A 20353-nucleotide genomic window follows, 5' to 3' on the forward strand; every position below is an offset into this window, starting at 1 on the left:
AAGTCATGGCGCGCCTTTCGCGACCAGAGCTCTTTAGGGCCGGTGCCCTTCATGACCGGTGCCTTTCGTGATCAGCGGACAGGGGTGACCTGGGCGGTGCACTGGGAGCAGCGGACGGCGGCCCGGGGGATCTCGGAGAGGCATTCGGGGCAGTCGCGCAGGCTGCTCTCCTCCCGCCTGGCGAACCTGGAGGAGAGCTTCTCGTAGGGGCTGACGATGAGGAAGTAGATGACGGCCGCCACGATCAGGAACGAGATCAGGGCGTTGAGGAAGAGGCCGTACTTGATCTCGCCCCCGCCGATGCGCAGGGTGAGCGCGGAGAAGTCGGGACGCCCGCCGATGGCGGCTATCAACGGCGTGAGGATGTCGCTGACGAAGGAGTTCACGATCGCCGTGAAGGCGGCGCCGATGATCACCGCGACGGCGAGGTCGATCACGTTGCCCCGTAGCAGGAAGTTCTTGAATCCGTTGATCATGGTTCCCCCTCGTCCGTGCGCTCAGCCGGCATTCATGTCATCACCTTGAGTATCTGTCACATTACTTTATGTGAGGGTTGATGGTGATCGAGAGGTGACCACCCACCTGGGCGGACGCCAGCTCGGCGGCCTGTGCCGATGAGGTGGCCAGCACCACGAGCGCGCCCTGGTCCGCCTCGCCTCCAGGCGTGGCCAGTACGGTGACCCCCTCGGCCACGGTCCGGGCGGGGGCGGCTCCGTCCCAGGAGGAGGGGGTGGCGAGCACGTTCACGACGTCGCCGGCGGACAGCAGGCGTGCCGTCTGAGGGTCCGCAACCCGGACAGGGGTGGCGACCGTCCCCGGCCCCCGGGCGGACAGCAGGCCGGGACCCAGCAGACGGACGTTCGTCAGTGGCTCCCCTCGTCGCACGGGACCGGTCAGGACCCTGCCGACGATCGGCGCGCCGGGTTTCAGTGCGCCGTCGGGGACGGTCTCGGGCCGCATGGCGACCGCTCTCAGGTCGGAGGCGCCCAGCGCCCCTCCGGGAAGATCCCTGGCTGCGGTGAGCACGGTCACCGACGCACTGCCGGGCCTCAGCCCGACCAGGGCGCAGGCCATCGCCGACGCGGCGACGAGAGCCGCGACGATCCGATGACGACGCCCTCCGAAACGGAGCAGGGCGTCCACGCCACGGACCGGGGAGCCGGGAGCGGAGGGGGCGCGAGGGCGGGCGGGAGACCGAGCCGGGGGACCGGCAGGATCGCGGAGGACGCGCATGTCTGACTCCAGGGGTGGTCGAAGATCCGGTCGTCGGAACGACCGGACATCAGTGGGTGAGACGCCGGAAGAGCCGAAGGCGGGAGGCGTCGACGTGCTGGGAGCCGGTGAGAGGCCGCAGGAGGAAAGACCTTCTGAGGCACCGGAGGCGGGGAACGCGGCCTCGGGAGTGGTGCGGGGCGCCTCTCGCGGAGCGAGGCGATGCTGGACGGGACCGAGGAGTACGCGGGTCGGCTGAGCGGCCGGGTCTCACCGTACGGAGATGTGTCGTCTCGGGCAGTGGTGTCTGGGACAGCCGAACAGAGCGGATGGGCGGTGCCGTACGGCAGGCCCGGCGCGGAAGCCGGGCGCCTGCCGTAGGAGATCTTGGTCAGCCGGGGAGCTCGAAGGGGAGGGACAGGCCGTTCAGAGTGTTGGGACAGGGACAGGCGCGCTCTTCGGGCAGGGCGGTGACGACGTCGGCGACCAGGGAGCGCATCCGGTTGATGTTGGTGGAGAAGAAGGCCAGGACCTCCTCGTGGGTGACCCCTTCACCCACCTCGACGCCGGCGTCGTGATCGGTGACCAGGGACAGCGTGGTGTAGCACATGGCCAGCTCGCGGGCGAGGACCGCCTCGGGGGAGCCGGTCATGCCGACGATCGTCCAGCCGTTGGAGGTGAACCAGCGGGACTCGGCGCGGGTGGAGAACCGAGGGCCCTCGATGACCACCAGCGTGCCGTCCTTGGCCAGCTCCCACCCGGAGGACCGGGCGGTCTCGATGGCCGCCGTGCGCCCCAGGGGGCAGTAGGGATCGGCGAAGGAGACGTGAACGACGCCGCCGGTGTCGTAGTAGGTCTGGGTGCGTCCCAGGGTGCGGTCGACGAGTTGGTCGGGAACGACCAGGGTGCCGGGGCCGAGCTCGGGACGCAGGGAACCGACCGCGCTGGGGGCCAGAACCTGGCGGACACCCAGGGAGCGCAGGGCCCACAGGTTGGCGCGGTAGGGGATGAGGTGAGGGGCGAAACGGTGGTCGCGGCCGTGCCTGGGCAGGAAGGCGACCGACCGCGATCCGATCCGGCCGACGGTGATGACGTCGCTGGGCGGGCCGTAGGGGGTGCTTACCTCGACCTCTGCCGCGTCGTCGAGCAGAGAGTAGAAGCCTGAGCCGCCGATGACTCCGATGTCCGCTTTGGTGACCATGGCGCCGAGATTAGCGTTATCGACGAGCCGTTGAGGAGGCCCATGCGCGCCCTGTGGATAACTGGAGAAGAGCACATTCTCCCTGTGGAAAACCGGGCCGTGATCCTGGACAACAGCGTCATGGATCGTGAAACCCGCTATGAAAACGGTCAAGGGCGGTGGGTCACATAAAAGCCCATGATCCAGGTGAAAGCGTCGCGAAAACGGTTCAGCAGGGTCCTGTCGTAAAGCCGATCCCTCCGGGGCGATCCGACAACCGTGAGGGGCCGGACACGACGGGCGCCGCCGGGACAGACATGGCCCGGATAAACAAACCTGGCTGATCCCTGCCAGGGCATGCCGTACGGAAACAAGAGCCGTGGGTAGGGGAACGGCATGGATGTCGCGCGCCGTACGGGGGCCGGGGTGGGGCTCGTCATCGGGGCGCTCATGATGGGCATGTTGCTCGCCGCCCTCGACCAGACCATCGTCGCCACCGCGCTTCCGACGATCGTGGCCGACCTCGGCGGCCTCGGGGAGCTTTCCTGGGTGGTCACGGCCTACATGCTGGCCTCGACGGTCTCGACGCCGTTGTGGGGCAAACTCGGCGACCAGTACGGCAGGAAGGGACTCTTCCAGGCCGCCGTCGTCATCTTCCTCATCGGCTCCGCGCTGTGCGGCCTGTCGCGGAACATGGGACAGCTGATCGGCTTCCGCGCCCTGCAGGGGCTCGGCGGGGGCGGGCTCATGGTGCTGGCCCAGGCGATCGTCGGGGACGTCGTGCCGGCCAGGGAGCGTGGGAGGTACCAGGGGTTCTTCGGCGCGGTCTTCGCCGTCTCCAGCGTCGCGGGGCCGCTGCTCGGCGGCCTGTTCGTCGACCGTCTGTCCTGGCACTGGGTCTTCTACGTCAACCTGCCGGTCGGGGTTGTGGCGTTCGCCGTCATCTCCTCCGCGCTGCCCCAGGACACGGAACGGACCCACCACGTCATCGACCATCTCGGCATCGTCCTGCTCGGTTCGGCCGCCGCCTGTCTGGTGCTGGTGACGACCTGGGGCGGCACCGTCTACCCCTGGACCCACCCGGTCGTCGTCGGCCTGGTGCTGGTGGCGGCGCTCCTGCTGACCCTCTGGTGGCGGGCGGAGAACCGGGCCAGGGAGCCCGTGCTGCCGCCCCATCTGTTCCGGTCGAGGGCCTTCGGCGTGGCGTCGCTGATCGGCTTCGCCGTGGGCTTCGCGATGTTCGGCTCGCTCACCTACATGCCGCTGTTCCTCCAGGTCGTGCAGGGGGTCTCGCCCACGTGGTCCGGCATCCACCTGCTGCCGATGATGGCGGGCATGCTGGTGACCTCGATCGTCAGCGGTCAGATCATCACCCGGACCGGGAGGTACAAGGTCTTCCCGATCGCGGGTGGCGCGGTCACCACGCTCGGGCTCTGCCTGCTCTCCCGGGTCCGGGTGGACATCCCGGTCCTCGAACTGAGCGTCTACCTGCTCGTACTGGGCGTCGGCATCGGCCTGGTGATGCAGGTGCTGGTGATCGTGGTGCAGAACGCCGTCGGTTTCGAGGACCTGGGGGTGGCCACCTCGGGGGTCACCTTCTTCCGCTCCGTCGGCGGTTCCTTCGGCGTCGCCGTCGCGGGCACGGTCTTCGCCTCACGGCTGACCGACGACCTCGTACGGCTGTCGCGGACCGTACGGCTCCCGCCGGGGGTCGCCACGGCGGTCCAGTCGGACCCGACGGCCGTCAGGAGGCTGGAGCCCGGGGCCATGGCGGCGTTCCTGGCGGCCTACTCGGACGCGATCGCCGGGGTGTTCCTGTACACCGCGCCCGTCGCGCTGGTGGCCTTCGCAGCGGCCTGGCTGCTGCCCGAGGTGCCGTTGCGCGAGACCACCAGGCCCGTGGACCTGGGGGAGTGCTACGGCGCGGTGTCCGCGCAGCGTTCCTCGTTGCGCGAGGTGGAACGCGGGCTGTGGCGACTGGCCGACGCGGACATGCGCCGGGACTACTACCGCCGTCTTGGAGAGACGGCCGGTCTCGACCTGCCGCCGGGTTCGGTGTGGCTGATCGCCAGATTGGGCACCGGGGGCGGTCAGAAAAGCGTGGAACTCGCCGAACGGGCGGGGGTCACGGTCGAGAGGGGGAGGCCGTACGCGGATCTGCTCGTCACGCGAGGGCTGGCCCGCCGTACCGACGGCGGCGGGCGCCTTGAACTGACCCCGGCCGGTGAACGGGTGGCCGGGGCACTTGTCGCCGAGGCCCGCGAGGGGCTGCGGCGGATGATCGACGACTGGGACCCCGCGCGGCATCCAGGGCTTCGTGAGCTGCTGGACAGGCTGCCCCACGAGATGCTCGGCTCTGCCTCCGACCGCCCCCGAGGAGCCGCCGGAGCGTGACGGGTGCCGCGCTAGGAGGCCGCGGGAGCCGGGGTGCCGGCGGCGGCGGGCTTGGACTCGCTCGGCTTGGACTCGCTTGACTTCGACTCTCCGGACGAGCCGGAGGAGGCGGACGTCGAGGACGAGCTCACCGTGCTGGTCGAGGAGGACCTGCTGTCGGTCCGGTAGAAGCCGGAGCCCTTGAACACGATGCCGACCGCGGAGAACACCTTGCGCAGCTCACCGGCACAGGACGGGCACTCGGTGAGCGCGTCGTCTGAGAACTTCTGGACGATGTCGAACTCGTTGCCGCATGCGCTGCAGGCGTACTGGTAGGTGGGCACCGTTCCTCCTCCTTCGATCCGCGCCGTCTGGCACTCTACTGACGCGACTGCTAATGATAGGCAGCCGACAAGCATAAACGCGAGTCGGATCTGTCGCATTCCGGGCGGGAATGAATGGATCAGCTGCCCCGCTCGCCGAACCAGCCCGCCAGCTTGCCCCGGCGGCTGATCGCCTTCATCCTGCGCTCGACCGTTTCCCTGCAGGCCGCGGTCGTCACGATCAGGAGTTGGTCGTCGATCCTGATCCTCGTCGAGTCCGAGGGAACGAACGTCCTGCCGTCCCTGACGATCAGGGTGACCTGGGCGTCGGTCGGCAACCGTAGCTCGAAGACCTCGACGCCGTGGAGCTTGGAGGTCGGCGGCACCTTGACCTGCAGCAGGTCGGCGTTGAGTTCCTCAAGGGGAGCGGACTCGACCTCAAGGTCACGTGCCTCGTCCGGTGTCGACAGGCCGAGGGCCTTGGCGACGAAGGGCAGCGTCGGCCCCTGCAGCAGCGTGTAGACGACGACGATCACGAAGACCTCGTTGAACACGAGTTTCGCGACGCCGTTGTGCACCGAGTTGGCCGCCCAGGGGATGGTCGCCAGCACGATGGGCACCGCGCCGCGCAGTCCCGCCCAGGACAGGAAGGCCTGCTCCCGCCAGTTGAGCCGGTCGATCCGCGCGCTCCTGACGATCAGGGCGGAGACAACGATCGAGAGCGGCCTGGCGACGGCGACCAGGATCAGTCCGGCGACCAGGCCCGGAATGATCGCCGACGGCATCTCGGAAGGGCTGGCCAGCATGCCGAGCATGACGAACAGGCCGATCTGGGCCAGCCAGGCGACGCCCTCGGCGAAGCCCCTCGACGAGGCGCGGTGGGGCATCCGGGAGTTGCCCATGACCAGGGTGGCCAGGTAGACCGCGAGGAAACCGCTGCCGTGCAGGAGTACGGCGCCCGCGTAGGCGACGAACGCCAGCGCGAGCACCGCGATCGGGTACAGGCCGGAGATCGGCAGCGCGATACGGCGCAGCGCGTAGACGCCGAGCGGCCCGACCGCCAGGCCGACGACCGCTCCGACGGCCAGTTCGACGGCGACCATGAGCAGTGCCTCTCCCAGGCTGGGGGAGGCGGCGGCGCTCAGCAGCATGACCGCGATGACGGTCGGCGCGTCGTTGAACCCGGACTCGGCTTCGAGGATGCCCGCCAGCCGGGAGGGCAGGGGCAGGCGGCGCAGTACGGAGAACACCGCCGCGGCGTCGGTCGAGGCGAGGACCGCGCCGAGCAGCAGCGAGGTCCGCCAGTCCATGTCGAGCAGGGTGTGCACCGCGGCGGCGACGGTGGCGATGCTCACCCCGACCCCGACGGTCGCGAGCACGAGCGCGGTGGGAATGGAGCGCCGTACGTGGTTCCAGTTGGTGGTCAGGCCACCTTCGGCGAGGATCACCGCCAGGGCGATCAGGCCCATCTGCTGGGCGAGCACCGGGTTCTCGAACTGGAGCCCGAGGCCGGACTCACCGATGAGCAGACCGAAGGCCAGGAAGATCAGGAGACTGGGAAGTCCGCTGCGGTGGGCGACCCGTACCGCGATGATCGCCGCGATGACGACACCCGCACCGAGAAGCAGCCAGACATCCAACCCCATCCGGTCCCCTCTCTGATTCCAGGGACCATTGTGTCGTATTGGACAGAGTCGTTAGGCACATCAAGGGACAATTCGGGTGATTCCATTTGGTTGCGCGACGTAACGAACCGGTATGTCGTGCGGTTCTCCGGGGACGTCTTCCCGCAGCTCATTCGCGTAGAGCAGGGCGACCGTGGGCACATTCGGGCCGACCCTGGCCAGGGCCCTGTCATAGGAGCCACCACCGCGGCCGAGCCGCACCCCGGTGGAGCGGTCTACCGCCAGGGCGGGCACGATCACCAGGGCCGCGGTCCTGACGGCGTCCACGCCACGCCGGGTGTCGACCGGCTCCATGATCCCGAAACGCCCGGGGGCGAGGGTGTCGGGACCGTCGTAGACAGCCCAGTCGAGATCGTCGTCCTCACGCAGCACCGGAAGCATCACGGTGGCGCCGTGCTTCCACAGCGCGAAGACGAGCCCGTGGGTCGAGGGCTCGGTGCCGATCGACCAGTAACACGCCACCAGCCCCGCCATCTGGACCCACGGCTGTTCGAGCAGCGACTCCCTCGTCATGACGGAGGCGGTGTGCCTGTCTTCCTCGGAAACCGCGGCGCGCGCGACCCCGATCGCCGACCGCAGCCTCGGCTTGTCCACAACCCCTCCACTATCGTTTTCGTATGGCCGACTTCGATCTCGTGACCAAAGCCGTCGTCCCTGCCGCGGGCCTGGGCACCCGCTTCCTACCGGCGACCAAGGCGACTCCCAAGGAGATGTTGCCGATCGTCGACAAGCCCGCAATCCAGTATGTCGTCGAGGAGGCGGTCTCCGCCGGTCTGCTCGACGTCCTCATGGTCACCGGCAAGAACAAGCGCTCCATCGAGGACCACTTCGATCGAGCCATCGAGCTGGAGGAAGTCCTGGAAGCGAAGGGTGACGACGAACGGCTCTCGCAGGTGCGCGAGCCCGCCGATCTGGCCACCCTCCACTACGTACGGCAGGGCGAGCCGAGGGGTCTCGGCCACGCGGTGCTGTGCGCCAAGCAGCACGTCGGCGACAACCCCTTCGCCTGCCTGCTCGGCGACGACCTGATCGACTACCGCGACGAACTGCTCAAACGCATGATCGAGGTCCGCCAGGCCCACGGCGGCAGCGTCATCGCCCTGATGGAGGTCCCCAAGGAGCAGGTGTCCCTGTACGGCTGCGCGGCCATCGAGCCGACCGATGAGGACGACGTGGTCCGGGTCACCGACCTGGTCGAGAAGCCCCCAGCGGAGGAGGCGCCGTCCAACTGGGCGATCATCGGCCGTTACGTGATCGACCCGGCCGTGTTCGAGGTCCTTGAGAACACCCCGCCCGGCCGCGGGAACGAGATCCAGCTCACCGACGCCCTGCGCACCCTGGCCGCCCGTGGTGGCGACGAGGGCGGCCCGGTGCACGGCGTGCTGTTCCGCGGCCGTCGCTACGACACCGGCAACAAGCTCGACTACCTGCGCACGGTGGTCCAGTTCGCCGCCGACCGCCCCGACCTGGCGCCCGAGTTCCTGCCCTGGCTGAAGGAGTTCCTGGCCAACCGATGACCTCGATGAGATCGGTCGACGAGCACCTCGCCGACATCCTGCTCGCCGTACGGCCGACGGCCCCGAGGGAGACGGGGCTTCAGGAGGCGCTGGGCACGGTCCTGGCCGAGGATGTCGCCTCTCCCGTCGCGCTGCCACCCTTCGCGAACTCGGCCATGGACGGCTACGCCGTACGGGCGTGTGACGTCGCGGAGGTTCCGGTGACGTTGCCGGTCACCGGTGACGTCGCGGCCGGCGAGGGCGGACGGCCGGTCGTCGCGCCGGGGACGGCCATGCGCATCATGACCGGCGCCCCCATGCCTGAGGGCGCGGACACGGTCATACCGGTCGAGTGGACGGACGGCGGTGGGGAACAGGCCAGGTTCGAACGGTCCGCGCCCGCCGGGAACGCGATCCGCCTGGCGGGCGAGGACGTCCTGGCGGGCGACGTCGTGCTCCCCGAGGGGACACTGATCGGACCCGCCCAGCTCGGCATCCTGGCCGGGGTCGGCCGCGCCCACGCGCTGGTACGGCCCCGCCCACGGGTGGTGGTCATCTCGACCGGCTCCGAACTGGCCGAGCCGGGCACGCCGCTGGGGCCGGGGCAGATCTGGGAGTCCAACAGCTACGCCCTGGCCGCGGCGGTGCGGGAGGCGGGCGGTGAGGCCTACCGGGCCGGGATCACCGCCGACGACGCCACGGGCTTCCTCGACCAGCTCAACGCCCACCTGCCCGAGGTCGACGCCGTGATCACCAGCGGCGGGGTCTCGATGGGGGCCTACGAGCCGGTCAAGGAGGCGCTCGGCGATCTCGACACCTTCCGCTTCGAGAAGGTCGCGATGCAGCCGGGCATGCCCCAGGGCTTCGGAGTCGCGGGGGAGGGCCGGATCCCGGTCTTCGCCCTGCCGGGCAACCCGGTGTCGTCGTTCGTGTCGTTCGTACTGTTCGTCGGGCCCGCGCTGCGGAAGATGCGAGGGCTGGAGCCGAGGCCCGTGCCGGCCGTACGGGCCGTGACCCTCGCCCCGCTGCACTCGCCCCAGGGCAAGCGGTCCTACCTGCGCGCCGTGCTCACCGGGGGATCCGTCACCCCGGTGACCAGACAGGGCTCCCACCAGCTCGCCGCGCTCGCCACGGCGAACGCGTTGATCGTGATCGACGAGGACGTAACCGCGGTGCCCGAGGGAACGGAAGTCGAGGTCATCCCGCTATGAGTGGCTTCACGCACATCGACGAGACCGGCGCGGCGCGCATGGTGGACGTCTCGGCCAAGGACGTCACGGTCCGTACGGCCCGCGCGACCGGCAGGGTGCTGCTGTCCGAGCAGGCCGTCGCCCTGCTGCGGTCGGGTGAGGTGCCCAAGGGCGACGCGCTCGGCACCGCGCGGATCGCGGGCATCATGGGGGCCAAACGCACCCCTGACCTGGTCCCGCTCTGCCATCCGATCGCGCTGCACGGGGTGAAGGTCGAGCTGACCGTGGCCGACGACGGGGTGGACATCGTCGCCCTGGTCAGGACCGCCGACCGGACCGGCGTCGAGATGGAGGCGCTGACCGCCGTCTCGGTCGCGGCCCTCACACTGATCGACATGGTCAAGGCGGTCGATCCGGCGGCCGTGATCACCGATGTCCGGGTCGAGGAGAAGACCGGCGGCAAGACCGGGACGTGGACCAGGACATGAGAGCCTTGGTGATCACCGCCTCCAACCGGGCCTCTGCCGGGATATACGAGGACAAATCAGGAAAGCTCCTGGCGGAGCTGCTCGCCGAGGCCGGATGCCAGGTGGACGGCCCACGGGTGGTCCCCGACGGAGAACCGGTCGAACAGGCCCTGCGCGCCGGGATCGCCGAAGACTACGACGTGATCGTCACCACCGGCGGCACCGGGCTGACCCCCTCCGACCTGACCCCGGAGATGACCGCGCGGGTGCTCGACCGCGAGATCCCCGGCATCGCCGAGGCCGTACGGCAGGCCAACCGCGACCGGGTGCCCACCTCGATCCTGTCCAGAGGGCTCGCGGGACAGGCCGCCGACACCCTGGTCGTCAACCTCCCGGGCTCCTCCGGCGGGGTCCGCGACGGCATGGCGGTGCTCGCGCCGATCCTCGGCCACGCGGTCGACCAGATCAGGGGAGGCGACCACCCCCGATGACGCCCTCCTGTCGCACACGCTGACAGGCCGGGGGACTCCATGGCACGTCGGCGCGTCTTGGGAGGATGATGGGGAACGTGGATCGACTTCGTGGCTGGCCGGTGACCCTGACGGAGGGCCCGGTGGGACTCCGGCCGCTGCGCCTGCGAGACGTTCGTGTCTGGCGCGAGACGCGGCTGCGCAACGCCGGCTGGCTGCGCCCCTGGGAGCCGAGCAATCCGGAGACCCCGCTCTTCCGGACCGGTCTCGGCCCCTACATCTCGATGGCGGGCACCCTGCGCAGGGAGGCCAGACAGGGGCTCGCCCTGCCCTGGGTGATGACCTACCGTGGCGCCTTCGCCGGGCAGCTCACCATCGGCGCCATCGTCTGGGGCTCGGCCAGGTCGGCTCAGATCGGCTACTGGATCGACGGCGCCCTGGCGGGCCGGGGCATCACCCCGACCGCCGTGGCGATGGCGGTCGACTACTGCTTCTTCACCACCGGTCTGCACCGGGTTGAGGCGAATATCCGTCCGGAAAATCACGCGAGCCGACGGGTGGTTGAAAAACTGGGGTTTAGGGAGGAAGGCATAAGACGGCGCCAGCTGCACATAGATGGCGCTTGGCGCGACCACATTTGTTACGCGCTCACGGTTGAAGACGCACCAAGAGGTTTGCTGGTGCGTTGGCGCAGGGCCCGGGAGGCGGCGGCCCATGGTGGCCCTCCCCATGAAGAGGCTTGAAGATCTCGCGACACACCGCACTGAATACTCGTCAAATAGTGACACGCGGTCTTACTGTGCGTGACGTGAGCACATTGGAGACGCCAAAGGACCCCAGGCGTTTCCATGCTGCCCGGAGGTGGCCGTGAGCAGCGTTCTTCTGTACCTGGCCATTGTCGTCATGTGGTTGTGCGTGCTCGTGCCCATGTGGTTGCGTCGCGACCGGGCCGCCTTCACCGAACTCACCGAGGACGCCGAGCCGTACGTTCAGGACGAGGAGGAACTGCCCTCAGAGGACTCGGTCGAAACGCAGCGTGACATCGTTCTCCCCTCGGCGCCGTCGGCCCCGGTCGTCCGGGAAAACCTGGACAGGCCGTCCGACCCCCGTCCGGCTGAGTCGTCCGGCTCCCGTCAGGCCGGAGCGTCCGCTCGTCCGGCGGAGGCGTCGTCCGGCTTCCGGGAGACCTCGTCGAAGGCGCCCGCGCCTCGTGGTGCCCCTGCCCCGCCCACCCGGCCCCTACGGCGCTCCGCCACGGAACGCAGGCGCGCGGAACTGCGCGGCCGGGCCAGACGGGTGGCCAAACGCAGACGGTTGACCCTGTGGTGCTTTCTCCTGGTCGTCGCCTCAACGGTGACGGCCTCTGTTCAGGTCATCCCCTGGTGGGGCGTGGCGCCCTCTGTGACCCTTCTCGGCCTCTATCTGGTGGTTCTCAGGAGCGCCGTACGGCTCGACGCCCAGCGTCGTCAGGCCGCGGCTCAGGCGCGTGCGGAACGCGCCAGGCGGGCCCGCAGGCGGGCCGAGCTTGAGACACGGCGCCCGGCCGCCGAGATCATCGACCTGTCGGCCCACCGCGACGAGATCTTCGACCAGTACGCCGAACCGAACCGCCGCGCGGTCGGCGACTGATCTCCTCCACACCCCGATGCACGGATGGCGCGAGCGCCTCCGGATGTTTGCTAATCTAGGGGACGTCTTCGGGGATGTAGCGCAGTCCGGTAGCGCACTTCGTTCGCATCGAAGGGGTCAGGGGTTCGAATCCCCTCATCTCCACCGAGAGCCGTTCTTGAAACGGCTGGACTGAAGTTGACGGGATCCCGTCTGATCATCGCGATCAGGCGGGATCTTGTCGTTTCAAGGGTTTCCGAATTGGGTTCGTCCTGGTTTGGGAGCCGCGGAGCAGGCGTCCGGGAAGGCCCAGGTGGTGTCGGGCCGCTGGTGGAGGACCGAGATCCGGCCGTTGGGCATGGCGAAGCCGACGGCGAGTGGGGCGCTGCGAGGAGATGGTGGGATTCGCGGCTTATGGGGCTGGTGGTGGCCTGCTCTGGCTTGGAGGTGGCGTGCCGTCGAAAGGCTCGAGTGGAGTCTGCGGAGTGTCGGCGGGTATGACGGGCTCGTCTTGGGGGTGGCGGGTGTGGCGCCACTGGTCGAGGAAGTGGTCGTTGGCGACGGTGACGAGCAATGCGACCAGGATGGTCTGGGCGACGCGGCCGTGGGCGAGCCGGTTCTTGGGATCGCCGAGGTAGAGGTCGTGTCCCTTGAGTCTGCCGTTGATGCCTTCGGTGTTGGCGCGGGCGGACTTGTAGGTCCCGATCCAGGCGGAACTTGTCGAGGTGGCCGAGATCGTCCTTGCGGACGGTGATGGTGTGCTGGCTGCAGATCTTCGGCAGTTGGTCGGCCTTCAGATCAGGTTGTGGCGGCAGGACGCGGGATGAGCGGCTCGCTGCCGGGCGTCGGTCAGGTCGACAGCGGTGGGTCGGCTGGATCCGCGCTGGTGGAGGCGGTCGAAGCGGGGGCAGGTGACCGATGGGGAGGTGCCTGCTGCCGGGCACCGGTAGCGGACGGCGCCGTCTGCGTTCGCGCTCTGTTTGAGGCGCAGCAAGTACGGCTCTCGCACGGCGATCAGCGCGGCGAGCTCTTCCGACGTGCTGCGCCGCCTGCGGGCCGTGGACGACCCCGACTGCATCGGCCCGGGCGGCATCGAGGTGGGCACTGCATCGGGGGGATCCGTCATGATCGAATGGGGTGCCTACGCGGGCATCATGCGAGACGTGGTTCGCGATCTGCCGGCCGGTGCGTTGATCGCCGGCGTCAACTGGCACGCCACCTTCCTCTACGCCGTTGACGGCCAAGTGCGCGCCAGGTTCGATCCCATGTATCGCGGCTACAGCCCCATACGCCACCTGGACGACCAACTTCTCGACGGCGAGTACCTCGACATGATTCCCGGCTACCAGGATCCCGGCGACGGGTTCATCTACCGCCATCTCCCGGCTGCACTCGCCCTTGCCGAGCACCGTACCGGTGCCCGTCTGGAACCTCAGCACCTGCAGTCGCCCTTGTATGCGACTACTACTCGCCTGAGCCATGGTGGCGCGCCAGAACCTGCCTGACATCACCCCATGGCCCTACCGCGTCCGGGCCGTGCAAAAGTGCCTCGGCGGAGGCGGGGAAAGATCACTCTCTTGGCGGGAAGCGAAGCCGGGAAGTGATCAACGTCCTGGCCCAGGTCTTGTAATCATGTAATTGATTGATAATATTGGGCACATGCCAGGAGATCGGGTCCCGGAAACGGACAAGGCGGCACGTACGAGGAAGCGCATCCTGGATGCGGCCCTGGACGAGTTCTCCGCCAAGGGGTACAGCGGCGCTCGCACCGCGGCCATCGCCAAGCGCGCCGGTGTCAATGTGCAGTTGATCTCCTACTACTTCGGCGGCAAGGAAGGTCTGCTGGAAGAGCTTCTGTCGAGCTGGCAGGAGCGGCGCACGAAGCTGGTCCCGGCCAGCAAGGCCGAGCCGTTCCTGGAGAGCTTCCGCATGGTGTTGAACGCCACCTTGCGTGATCCCCGGCGGGCTCGTCTGGTGGTGTGGCAGGCGCTCGGTGATTACCCCGGCGACACCGACGCGCTGGCGCAGGAATGGCGCACGGTGACTGCCGCCGCCGTCGAGCAGACGCGCGCCCGGCAGGCTTCGGGAGAGATCGGCGACGGCCACTCGCCCGAGTTCGTCGCGCTGCTTTCCTTTCTGCTCGCCTTCGCCCCGGTTGCGCTTCCGCAGGTGATCGAGGGGATCTACGAGGTGGATCCGTTGTCGCAGGAGTACCGGCAACGCGTGAGCGAGGATCTCTCGGCCTTTCTCGATGTACGGCGGGCGTGAGGCTCGTCCTCATCGATAAAATCATTCAACTGATTGAATATGGAGAACTCATGACCAGTGTCCTCGTCACAGGAGCCACCGGCCAGCAGGGCGGCGCCGTCGTCGCACGCCTCCTCAAGCACGGCCACGAACCCGTCGCTTACGTCCGCGACCCCGCGACCCCGGCGGCGGACGCGCTCGCCGCGCAGGGCATCCGCCTCGCGGTCGGCGATCTCGCTGATCGCGAAGCCCTCACCAGGGCGGCGAAGGGCATGGACGCGATCTTCGGGCTGACGGTTCCCTTCGGCGAGAACGGCGCCGCCGAGGAGATCGCCCAGGGCCGCGCCCTCGCCGACGCGGCGGGGGCGGCGGGCGCACACCTGGTGTACTCCTCGGTCAAGGGGGCGGCGAGTGGCGTCGACTTCACCGTCGAGCATGCCTCCGCCAAGCAGGTCGTGCACCGCTACCTCATCGAGCAAGGCACCACTTTCACGAGTGTCCAGCCGGCCTACTTCATGGAGAACGCGCTCAACGTGGGCTTGACCCGGCTGAACCAGGGCGTCTACGCCTTCCCGCTCTCTCCTGACCGCAAGCTCGACCAGGTCTCCGTGCTGGACATCGCCGGCATGGCCGTCCATGCGATCGAGAACCCCGCCAAGCTGTACGGGAGAGCGATCGATGTCGTCTCCGACAGCGTGACCACCCTGGAAGCCGCGCGGTTCCTGTCTGAGGCCATCGGCTCGCCCGTGCCGTACGAGAACATTCCCATTCCGATGATCCGCCAGTGGGCCGGGGACGATATCGCCGACATGTTCCAGAGTTTCGAGGACAACCGGGCGCACACCGATATAGCCGCGCTGCATGCGGAGTTCCCGGAAGTGGGCTGGCACTCCTACCTGGCCTGGGCGCAGACCGTTGACTGGGACCAGGTGCTCGCTCAGCAGCCCAGCTGGGGCTGAACACCCTTCGATGAGGGCGGCGGCGCTGAAAGCGGTCCTCAAGTTTCGCGCTACCGCAAGCCTCGCCTGGGAAGCCATCTTCCAAGGAGCCTCGCCGCCCAGGCCACACCCACTCGTGAACGCCCCACCCAGAGCCGTTCTTGAAACGGCTGGACTGAGGTTGACGGGTCCCGTCTGATCATCGCGATCAGACGAGATCTTGTCGTTTCAGAGGTCTCCGAATTGGGTTCGTCCTGGTTTGGGGCTGCGGAGCAGGTGTCCGGGAAGGCTCGGGTGGGCGGGTGACCGACGGGTCCGGAGCCACCACCCGGCAGTCACCCCAGCTCGGACTCACTCAAGGACAGCTCTTGGAGCAGGGTTCGAGGTGCAGTCTGCTGTTTCGTGAGTTGGCGTGCCTGTCTTACTTCGCGGTCGATTGCCCAGGCATCCGCCACTGGGCCCACGTGCCCGAGCTTGTCGGGGTTGATCACCGCGTGGATCGTCTGGATCTGCCCGTCGAGTACGTCGAGCGCCAGGATGTGGAGTACCTTGCCGTCTCGGCCGCGGAAGACCGCGCCCGGCTGGCCGTTGATCTCATGCGGCTCGAACGTCACGCCGATCAGAGCCATCTGGGGGAAGACGGGGGCAAACAGCCGGGCCACGTTCTGGGCGCCGAAGACGGCCTTGGCCAGCTGCGGGGCTCTGCCGCCGCCGTCGCCGACCATCGATACGTCGGCGGACAGGAGTTTCTGCAGGCCGGCGACGTCGCCTTCGCGAAGGGCGTCGAAGAACCGCGACGCCAGTTCTTCCCGCGATTTGCGGGCCGCCTCGAAGCGGGGCCGGCCTGCGGCCATATGGCGCCGCGCCCGCACTACCAGCTGGCGGCACGCCGCCTCCGAGCGCCCCACGGCTGACGCGACCTCGGAAAAGCCGAAGTCGAACACCTCACGCAGCACGAAGACCGCCCGCTCAAGCGGGGACAGGCGGCCGCGACCAAGCTGACCACCGGCGGCGCGAACGTGATCATGGTCCCGCTGGACGTGACCTCGGAGGAGTCGGTGAGAGACGCGGTACGGCTCGTTCGGGAGCACACCGACCGATTGGACGTGTTGATCAACAACGCCGGCGCGCCGGGAAGGGCCATCGCACCCGCGGACGCGACGGTTGACGAGATTCACTCCGTCTACGACACCAACGTGTACGGACCGGTCAGAGTCACGCACGCATTTCTTCCCCTGCTGCGGGCGGCGGACAATCCGCGGGTGGTGATGGTGTCCAGCGCCGTCGGTACCTTCGCGGTCGTGACCGATCCGGGGCAGCCCGCCTCGAAGATGCACGAGCTCGCCTACAGCTCGTCGAAGGCGGCGCTGAACATGATCACTGTCCGGTACGCCCAGGCGCTCCCGGAGATCAAGTTCAACATGGTCACTCCTGGAGAAGTCGCCAACCGCAAGTTCGCCGCCACCGACATGAACGGTCACACCGGCCAGCTGACGGTCACCGAAGGCACCGACCCGATCGTCGAACTCGCGATGATCGACGCCGACGGGCCGACCGGGATCTTCATTGATCGCCTAGGCCCCGTCGCCTGGTGACCGACGCTCAGTCGGCCTGCGGTCGGCGCCGGGCAGGAACCTTCAGCCCGGGAAACGATCAGTCGTCGGCTGGGAAGCGATCTCCAACCGGCGAGATCTTCCAGGCCAGGCCCACTCGTGAACACCCCACAAGATCGAAAGACCCGGTTCCAGAACATGGGGCCGGGTCTTTTCGCTGTTCAGGTGCCGCACAGGTTGTTAGTGGCCGGGCCCGTACGGCGTGGCGTCCACTCAGGGTTCCGGGGGCGGAGTCAGCGAACGTCCTCGCAACGGGTGAGCCGCCACCCGTGACGGGGGCGGTGGCCGATGACCGGGTCAGGCGTCGGGGTTGTCGAGGATGACGACGGGGGCGTTCTCCACAACCGGCAACTCACCGTCCAGGTCCATGCCGGTGGCCGCCTTGATGAAGGCGAACGCCGCACTGCGCTTACCGCGGTAGTCCTCCGGGCCGAGCATGTCGAGCATGGCGCGGAAGTCGGTCAATATGCTCGGATCACCCTCCTCAATGCGGTGCTCGGTGAAGACGAAGTCGCGCATTCGTGCCCTGATCTTGCCGTCGGCCGCGTAGAGGATCGTGTATCCCCCGTTGAAGTGCCAGGTCACCATCCATACGCGTGACTCCCTGCTGAGTTCGGTCAGGACGCGGTCGGACAGGCCGAAGCCGTAGGCGAGTTCGAGGAAGCCCCAGGTTCCTTCTCCCTCGGAGAGGAGGAGTACGGGGCGGCCTTCGTCCATGGCCTCTTCCCCGGGATGGTCCATGACGCGCTGCTCGGGGTCGCGACCTCCGTTCAGCCGCCGTAGAAGGTCATCCACCGTGATCTCTTCGTTGAGGGGCAGCACCACGGTCCAGGAGAGACCGTTCTCCAGCCACTGATGCCGCTCGAAGAAGTCACGGTAGTAATCGATCACATGATCATTGTGGTGGAGAACAAGGGTTTCTGCATGATCTGGTGTGCCGGGAGTACTGCCATTACTCTCGGCCGTCTGTGATCGTTTGACTCCTCCGGTCGCCCTCGGGCTGAGAACCGGCCACAAGGGACGGTGAGTGGTGTCTGATCTGGTGCGGCTGGACACGGACGGTTCCCATGCCTCTGCCGGCGGTCCAACCGCGCCGGGTATGGGTGACCCCTCGGTGGACGACCGATCTTTCCCCTCCGCTCGGTCCGGCTCCATGGAGCCGACAGCCGTATCGGTGCGACCGTCGTTCTTCCGTCGAAGTCTCCGGTGGGTCGTCGCATTGGCACTTCTGGGAGCGTCGGCCGTCGTCGTGTGGCCTTCCTTCGATCTGCTGGGGCATCACGACGACCCTGTCGGGGCGGCGGCAGTGGGGGAACTGGACGGCAGGCCGGTCGCCGTAAGCGCCGGTAGTGGCCCCGACGACACCACCTTGCGGGTGTGGGACCTGACCACAGGCGATCCGATCGGCGAACCGATCGTCGCTCACCCGGAGGGCGTCGTGGCGATGGCACTCGGGAAAGTGGACGGCAGGCCGGTGGCCGTCACAGGCGGCTACGACAACACCGTACGGATCTGGGATCTGGCTACGCGCGGCCTCGTCGGTGAACCGATAAGGCTCGGAAACACCGAACGCGTCGATGCTCTTGCGGTCGGGGAGGTGAACGGTCGAGCCGTCGTCGTCGTTGCGGCGGGCTGGGGCGACTCCGGCTATGAACTGCCTGTGTGGGTGTGGGACCTGGCCACACACGAACCTTTCGGCGATCCGATGATCGGACACACCGACTTCGTCTCGACCGTGGCGCTCGGAGAGGTGAACGGTCGAGCGGTCGCCGTCACCGGCAGCGTTGACGGCACGATACGCATGTGGGACCTGACCACCCGCGAGCAGATCGGCGATCCGATGACCAACGGCGCCGGCGTCGGGGATGTCGCGCTTGGACGGGTGGATGGCAGACAGATCGCTGTCTCCAGCGACGATAAGGACGTTCGGGTGTGGGACCTGACCACCCACCGGCTCATCGGTGCACCGATGCCGGCCGGCCATGTCCATGGGGTCAGGACAGTGGTGGTCGAAGAGATCAACGGTCGGCCGGTGGCCCTCACCGGCGGTGGCGACGACGAAAACGGCGGCGGTGCCGTGCGGGTTTGGGACCTACGTACGCGCAGACCGGTGGGCGAACGAATGAGATACGCCAACCGGGTCGGAGACGTAGCGGTCGGACATGTGGGTGGAAAAGTGGTCGCCGTCACCGGGGATGGCGACGGCGACGTGCGGGTGCAGGATCTGAGCGCCTACGCGAGATGAGTCACGTCTGTCGCACCGGGTGATCCCAAACAGGGGTCTGTCTCACCGAGGACGACGGGCGCCCCTGGTTTCTCACGGCTGTCCCGGTTCGACGCGGTGTCCATCGCTCACGGAAGCCGGGGAGGCCTGCCGAAGGTCGTCCGGGTGACCCGGCCTGAGGCTCAGCTGGATCTGGTGTCGACGACGCCGACGACGTCCGAGACCGCGATGGTGCCGTGCTCGGCGGTGTCCTGGTAATAGCGCGAGTCCGCGGATATGTCGCGGTTGTCGCCCATGATCCAGAGTCGGCCCGGCGGTACGTCGAGCTCGAAGTCCGCGGCGGAGGCCGGATGCGCGGACACGTACGGCTCGGACAGCGAGCGTCCGTTGACCACCACCTTCCCGGTGGCGTCGCAGCAACTGACGGAGTTTCCGGGAGCGCCGATGATCCGCGCTATGCGGAAACCGGTGTCCGGCTGGGAACTCGGGCCGGTCCAGGACGCGGGTGGCCGGTAGAGGATGACCTCACCGGTCTTCGGAACGAAGTCTGCGCCGACCATGCGGACGATGAAGTGCTGACCTTTCTTGATGGTGGGCTCCATCGCGGCACTTCCGGTTCGGAAGCCTCTTCTTCCCGTGATGTCCTCCACCATCCCGCAGGCGGTCGTGGGGAGGATGAGTAACACCACGAGTAGGGCCCTCAGTCCTTTGAATACCACCCGGGCATTATCCGAGTCACACGCAGTTCTGAACTGGCGATTCTTGTCACGATCTCATTCCCCCTCCACGGCGCGTGTTTCGTTCCCAGAGGGAGACCCGGAACGCGAGTTTCGGTTCCAGGTTATGGATTCGTCGCCGCGAGGCGGAAAGAGGCGCCCTGTGAACGTTCAGGGCCTGAAACTGTAGGCGCGTTCGACCCGGGCGATCTGAACGTCGTAGTACTCGTACCAGCGCTCGCGTCCGAGTCGTTGCGCCTCCAGGTGCTCGACGTCCGCCTTCCAGTCGGCGATCGACTCGGCGTCGGCGTAGTAGATCACCGTCAGTTCGTGGCCGTCGGCTCTGGCGACGGACTCACGGCCCAGGTAGCCCGGCCACTTGGTGCCGAGCTCGACCATCCGGGCCGCCATCTCGTCATACCCCTCCAGGCCGGTGTCCTTCAGCTTCTGGGTGATGATCACCGCGTAGTAGGGGGGTGTAAGAGGCGTCATGTGTCTATGCTACTGACAATCCCGTTTTGGCGCGCTTGATATCAGAGAGGGTCCCGCTCGCCGGAGTTGCTTTCTGCCGGGCCGAATGCCCCTGCTGGGGGATATGCCGCCGCCGAACG

General features: G+C 67.9%; 22 protein-coding genes and 1 tRNA gene. 13 read left to right on the plus strand and 10 right to left on the minus strand.

The window, feature by feature from the left end; genetic code table 11:
- Positions 1-71 precede the first annotated feature (71 nt).
- The 3 genes from mscL to ACIBVQ_RS13840 form a co-directional block, all read right to left on the minus strand.
- Entirely contained in the window at positions 72-476 is a 405-nt protein-coding gene (gene mscL, locus ACIBVQ_RS13830; RefSeq protein ID WP_352014189.1) for a large conductance mechanosensitive channel protein MscL, read from the minus strand.
- 61 nt (positions 477-537) lie between these two features.
- Entirely contained in the window at positions 538-1143 is a 606-nt protein-coding gene (locus tag ACIBVQ_RS13835; RefSeq protein ID WP_399177691.1) for an SAF domain-containing protein, read from the minus strand.
- A gap of 460 nt (positions 1144-1603) precedes the next feature.
- The gene (locus tag ACIBVQ_RS13840; protein ID WP_352014187.1) at positions 1604-2413 is read right to left on the minus strand and encodes an S-methyl-5'-thioadenosine phosphorylase; all 810 of its coding nucleotides are present in this window, start codon (positions 2411-2413) and stop codon (positions 1604-1606) included.
- A 375-nt stretch (positions 2414-2788) separates the two neighbouring features.
- On the opposite strand from ACIBVQ_RS13840, the gene ACIBVQ_RS13845 reads away from it, so the two are divergent.
- Positions 2789-4786: an MFS transporter gene (locus ACIBVQ_RS13845; RefSeq protein ID WP_399177694.1), complete on the plus strand. Its 1998-nt coding sequence runs from the start codon at positions 2789-2791 to the stop codon at positions 4784-4786.
- Between the two features lie 11 nt (positions 4787-4797).
- Here ACIBVQ_RS13845 and ACIBVQ_RS13850 read toward each other — a convergent pair whose 3' ends face one another.
- The 3 genes from ACIBVQ_RS13850 to ACIBVQ_RS13860 form a co-directional block, all read right to left on the minus strand.
- Complete coding sequence (locus tag ACIBVQ_RS13850; protein WP_362779466.1) at positions 4798-5109, minus strand: FmdB family zinc ribbon protein; 312 nt, start codon at positions 5107-5109, stop codon at positions 4798-4800.
- Between the two features lie 119 nt (positions 5110-5228).
- Entirely contained in the window at positions 5229-6734 is a 1506-nt protein-coding gene (locus tag ACIBVQ_RS13855) for a potassium/proton antiporter (protein ID WP_399177696.1), read from the minus strand.
- Between the two features lie 60 nt (positions 6735-6794).
- The gene (locus tag ACIBVQ_RS13860; RefSeq protein ID WP_352014183.1) at positions 6795-7367 is read right to left on the minus strand and encodes a 5-formyltetrahydrofolate cyclo-ligase; all 573 of its coding nucleotides are present in this window, start codon (positions 7365-7367) and stop codon (positions 6795-6797) included.
- Positions 7368-7390: 23 nt separating this feature from the next.
- Between ACIBVQ_RS13860 and galU the strand changes: the two genes are divergently transcribed.
- The 10 genes from galU to ACIBVQ_RS13910 all read left to right on the plus strand — a co-directional run bounded on the left by galU (position 7391) and on the right by ACIBVQ_RS13910 (position 15210).
- A complete protein-coding gene (gene galU, locus ACIBVQ_RS13865; RefSeq protein WP_352014182.1) occupies positions 7391-8290 on the plus strand; it encodes a UTP--glucose-1-phosphate uridylyltransferase GalU in 900 nt (299 codons plus the stop codon).
- Between the two features lie 5 nt (positions 8291-8295).
- Positions 8296-9480, plus strand: a complete 1185-nt coding sequence (glp, locus tag ACIBVQ_RS13870) for a gephyrin-like molybdotransferase Glp (protein ID WP_399178025.1) — start codon at positions 8296-8298, stop codon at positions 9478-9480.
- Entirely contained in the window at positions 9477-9947 is a 471-nt protein-coding gene (gene moaC / locus ACIBVQ_RS13875) for a cyclic pyranopterin monophosphate synthase MoaC (RefSeq protein WP_399177699.1), read from the plus strand. Before glp ends, moaC begins: the two co-directional genes overlap by 4 nt.
- Positions 9944-10417: a MogA/MoaB family molybdenum cofactor biosynthesis protein gene (locus ACIBVQ_RS13880; RefSeq protein WP_352014180.1), complete on the plus strand. Its 474-nt coding sequence runs from the start codon at positions 9944-9946 to the stop codon at positions 10415-10417. The genes moaC and ACIBVQ_RS13880 overlap by 4 nt, the downstream gene beginning before the upstream one ends.
- A 68-nt stretch (positions 10418-10485) precedes the next feature.
- The gene (locus tag ACIBVQ_RS13885) at positions 10486-11139 is read left to right on the plus strand and encodes a GNAT family protein (RefSeq protein ID WP_352014343.1); all 654 of its coding nucleotides are present in this window, start codon (positions 10486-10488) and stop codon (positions 11137-11139) included.
- A 124-nt stretch (positions 11140-11263) separates the two neighbouring features.
- Positions 11264-12025 (plus strand): hypothetical protein, encoded by a 762-nt coding sequence (locus ACIBVQ_RS13890; protein WP_399177701.1) that lies wholly within the window; start codon positions 11264-11266, stop codon positions 12023-12025.
- A gap of 70 nt (positions 12026-12095) precedes the next feature.
- Positions 12096-12169, plus strand: a tRNA-Ala gene (locus ACIBVQ_RS13895).
- An 893-nt stretch (positions 12170-13062) separates the two neighbouring features.
- Positions 13063-13509, plus strand: coding sequence for a DUF6461 domain-containing protein (locus ACIBVQ_RS13900; RefSeq protein ID WP_399177703.1), 447 nt, complete (start codon positions 13063-13065; stop codon positions 13507-13509).
- Positions 13510-13663: 154 nt separating this feature from the next.
- Positions 13664-14272 carry a TetR family transcriptional regulator gene (locus tag ACIBVQ_RS13905; protein ID WP_399177705.1) on the plus strand — a complete coding sequence of 203 codons (609 nt, stop codon included), beginning with the start codon at positions 13664-13666 and terminating at the stop codon, positions 14270-14272.
- Positions 14269-15210, plus strand: coding sequence for an NmrA family NAD(P)-binding protein (locus ACIBVQ_RS13910; RefSeq protein WP_399177707.1), 942 nt, complete (start codon positions 14269-14271; stop codon positions 15208-15210). The genes ACIBVQ_RS13905 and ACIBVQ_RS13910 overlap by 4 nt, the downstream gene beginning before the upstream one ends.
- A gap of 314 nt (positions 15211-15524) precedes the next feature.
- Here the strand turns inward: ACIBVQ_RS13910 and ACIBVQ_RS13915 are convergent, their stop codons facing one another.
- The gene (locus ACIBVQ_RS13915; protein ID WP_399177709.1) at positions 15525-16145 is read right to left on the minus strand and encodes a hypothetical protein; all 621 of its coding nucleotides are present in this window, start codon (positions 16143-16145) and stop codon (positions 15525-15527) included.
- Positions 16146-16208: 63 nt separating this feature from the next.
- Between ACIBVQ_RS13915 and ACIBVQ_RS13920 the strand changes: the two genes are divergently transcribed.
- Complete coding sequence (locus ACIBVQ_RS13920; RefSeq protein WP_399177711.1) at positions 16209-16784, plus strand: SDR family NAD(P)-dependent oxidoreductase; 576 nt, start codon at positions 16209-16211, stop codon at positions 16782-16784.
- 315 nt (positions 16785-17099) lie between these two features.
- On the opposite strand, the gene ACIBVQ_RS13925 is transcribed toward ACIBVQ_RS13920, so the two are convergent.
- A complete protein-coding gene (locus ACIBVQ_RS13925; RefSeq protein WP_399177713.1) occupies positions 17100-17693 on the minus strand; it encodes a hypothetical protein in 594 nt (197 codons plus the stop codon).
- 139 nt (positions 17694-17832) lie between these two features.
- Here ACIBVQ_RS13925 and ACIBVQ_RS13930 point away from each other — a divergent pair, with 139 nt between their 5' ends.
- Positions 17833-19047 (plus strand): WD40 repeat domain-containing protein, encoded by a 1215-nt coding sequence (locus tag ACIBVQ_RS13930; RefSeq protein ID WP_399177715.1) that lies wholly within the window; start codon positions 17833-17835, stop codon positions 19045-19047.
- Between the two features lie 161 nt (positions 19048-19208).
- Here the strand turns inward: ACIBVQ_RS13930 and lepB are convergent, their stop codons facing one another.
- Together lepB and ACIBVQ_RS13940 are read right to left on the minus strand one after the other, a co-directional pair.
- The gene (gene lepB, locus ACIBVQ_RS13935) at positions 19209-19679 is read right to left on the minus strand and encodes a signal peptidase I (protein ID WP_399178027.1); all 471 of its coding nucleotides are present in this window, start codon (positions 19677-19679) and stop codon (positions 19209-19211) included.
- A 234-nt stretch (positions 19680-19913) separates the two neighbouring features.
- Positions 19914-20234, minus strand: coding sequence for an antibiotic biosynthesis monooxygenase family protein (locus ACIBVQ_RS13940; protein WP_399177717.1), 321 nt, complete (start codon positions 20232-20234; stop codon positions 19914-19916).
- Positions 20235-20353 lie beyond the last annotated feature (119 nt).

Origin of the sequence: Streptosporangium sp. NPDC049376 (assembly GCF_044466505.1) — a bacterium.
GTDB lineage: Bacteria > Actinomycetota > Actinomycetes > Streptosporangiales > Streptosporangiaceae > Streptosporangium.

Coding starts and splice junctions, on each gene's coding strand:
- ACIBVQ_RS13840 (WP_352014187.1), bottom strand. CDS start 2,413: ATGGTCACCAAAGCGGACATCGGAGTCATCGGCGGCTCAGGCTTCTAC.
- galU (WP_352014182.1), top strand. CDS start 7,391: ATGGCCGACTTCGATCTCGTGACCAAAGCCGTCGTCCCTGCCGCGGGC.
- glp (WP_399178025.1), top strand. CDS start 8,296: ATGAGATCGGTCGACGAGCACCTCGCCGACATCCTGCTCGCCGTACGG.
- ACIBVQ_RS13940 (WP_399177717.1), bottom strand. CDS start 20,234: ATGACGCCTCTTACACCCCCCTACTACGCGGTGATCATCACCCAGAAG.
- ACIBVQ_RS13880 (WP_352014180.1), top strand. CDS start 9,944: ATGAGAGCCTTGGTGATCACCGCCTCCAACCGGGCCTCTGCCGGGATA.
- lepB (WP_399178027.1), bottom strand. CDS start 19,679: ATGGTGGAGGACATCACGGGAAGAAGAGGCTTCCGAACCGGAAGTGCC.
- ACIBVQ_RS13855 (WP_399177696.1), bottom strand. CDS start 6,734: ATGGGGTTGGATGTCTGGCTGCTTCTCGGTGCGGGTGTCGTCATCGCG.
- ACIBVQ_RS13845 (WP_399177694.1), top strand. CDS start 2,789: ATGGATGTCGCGCGCCGTACGGGGGCCGGGGTGGGGCTCGTCATCGGG.
- ACIBVQ_RS13885 (WP_352014343.1), top strand. CDS start 10,486: ATGGGGAACGTGGATCGACTTCGTGGCTGGCCGGTGACCCTGACGGAG.
- ACIBVQ_RS13905 (WP_399177705.1), top strand. CDS start 13,664: ATGCCAGGAGATCGGGTCCCGGAAACGGACAAGGCGGCACGTACGAGG.
- mscL (WP_352014189.1), bottom strand. CDS start 476: ATGATCAACGGATTCAAGAACTTCCTGCTACGGGGCAACGTGATCGAC.
- moaC (WP_399177699.1), top strand. CDS start 9,477: ATGAGTGGCTTCACGCACATCGACGAGACCGGCGCGGCGCGCATGGTG.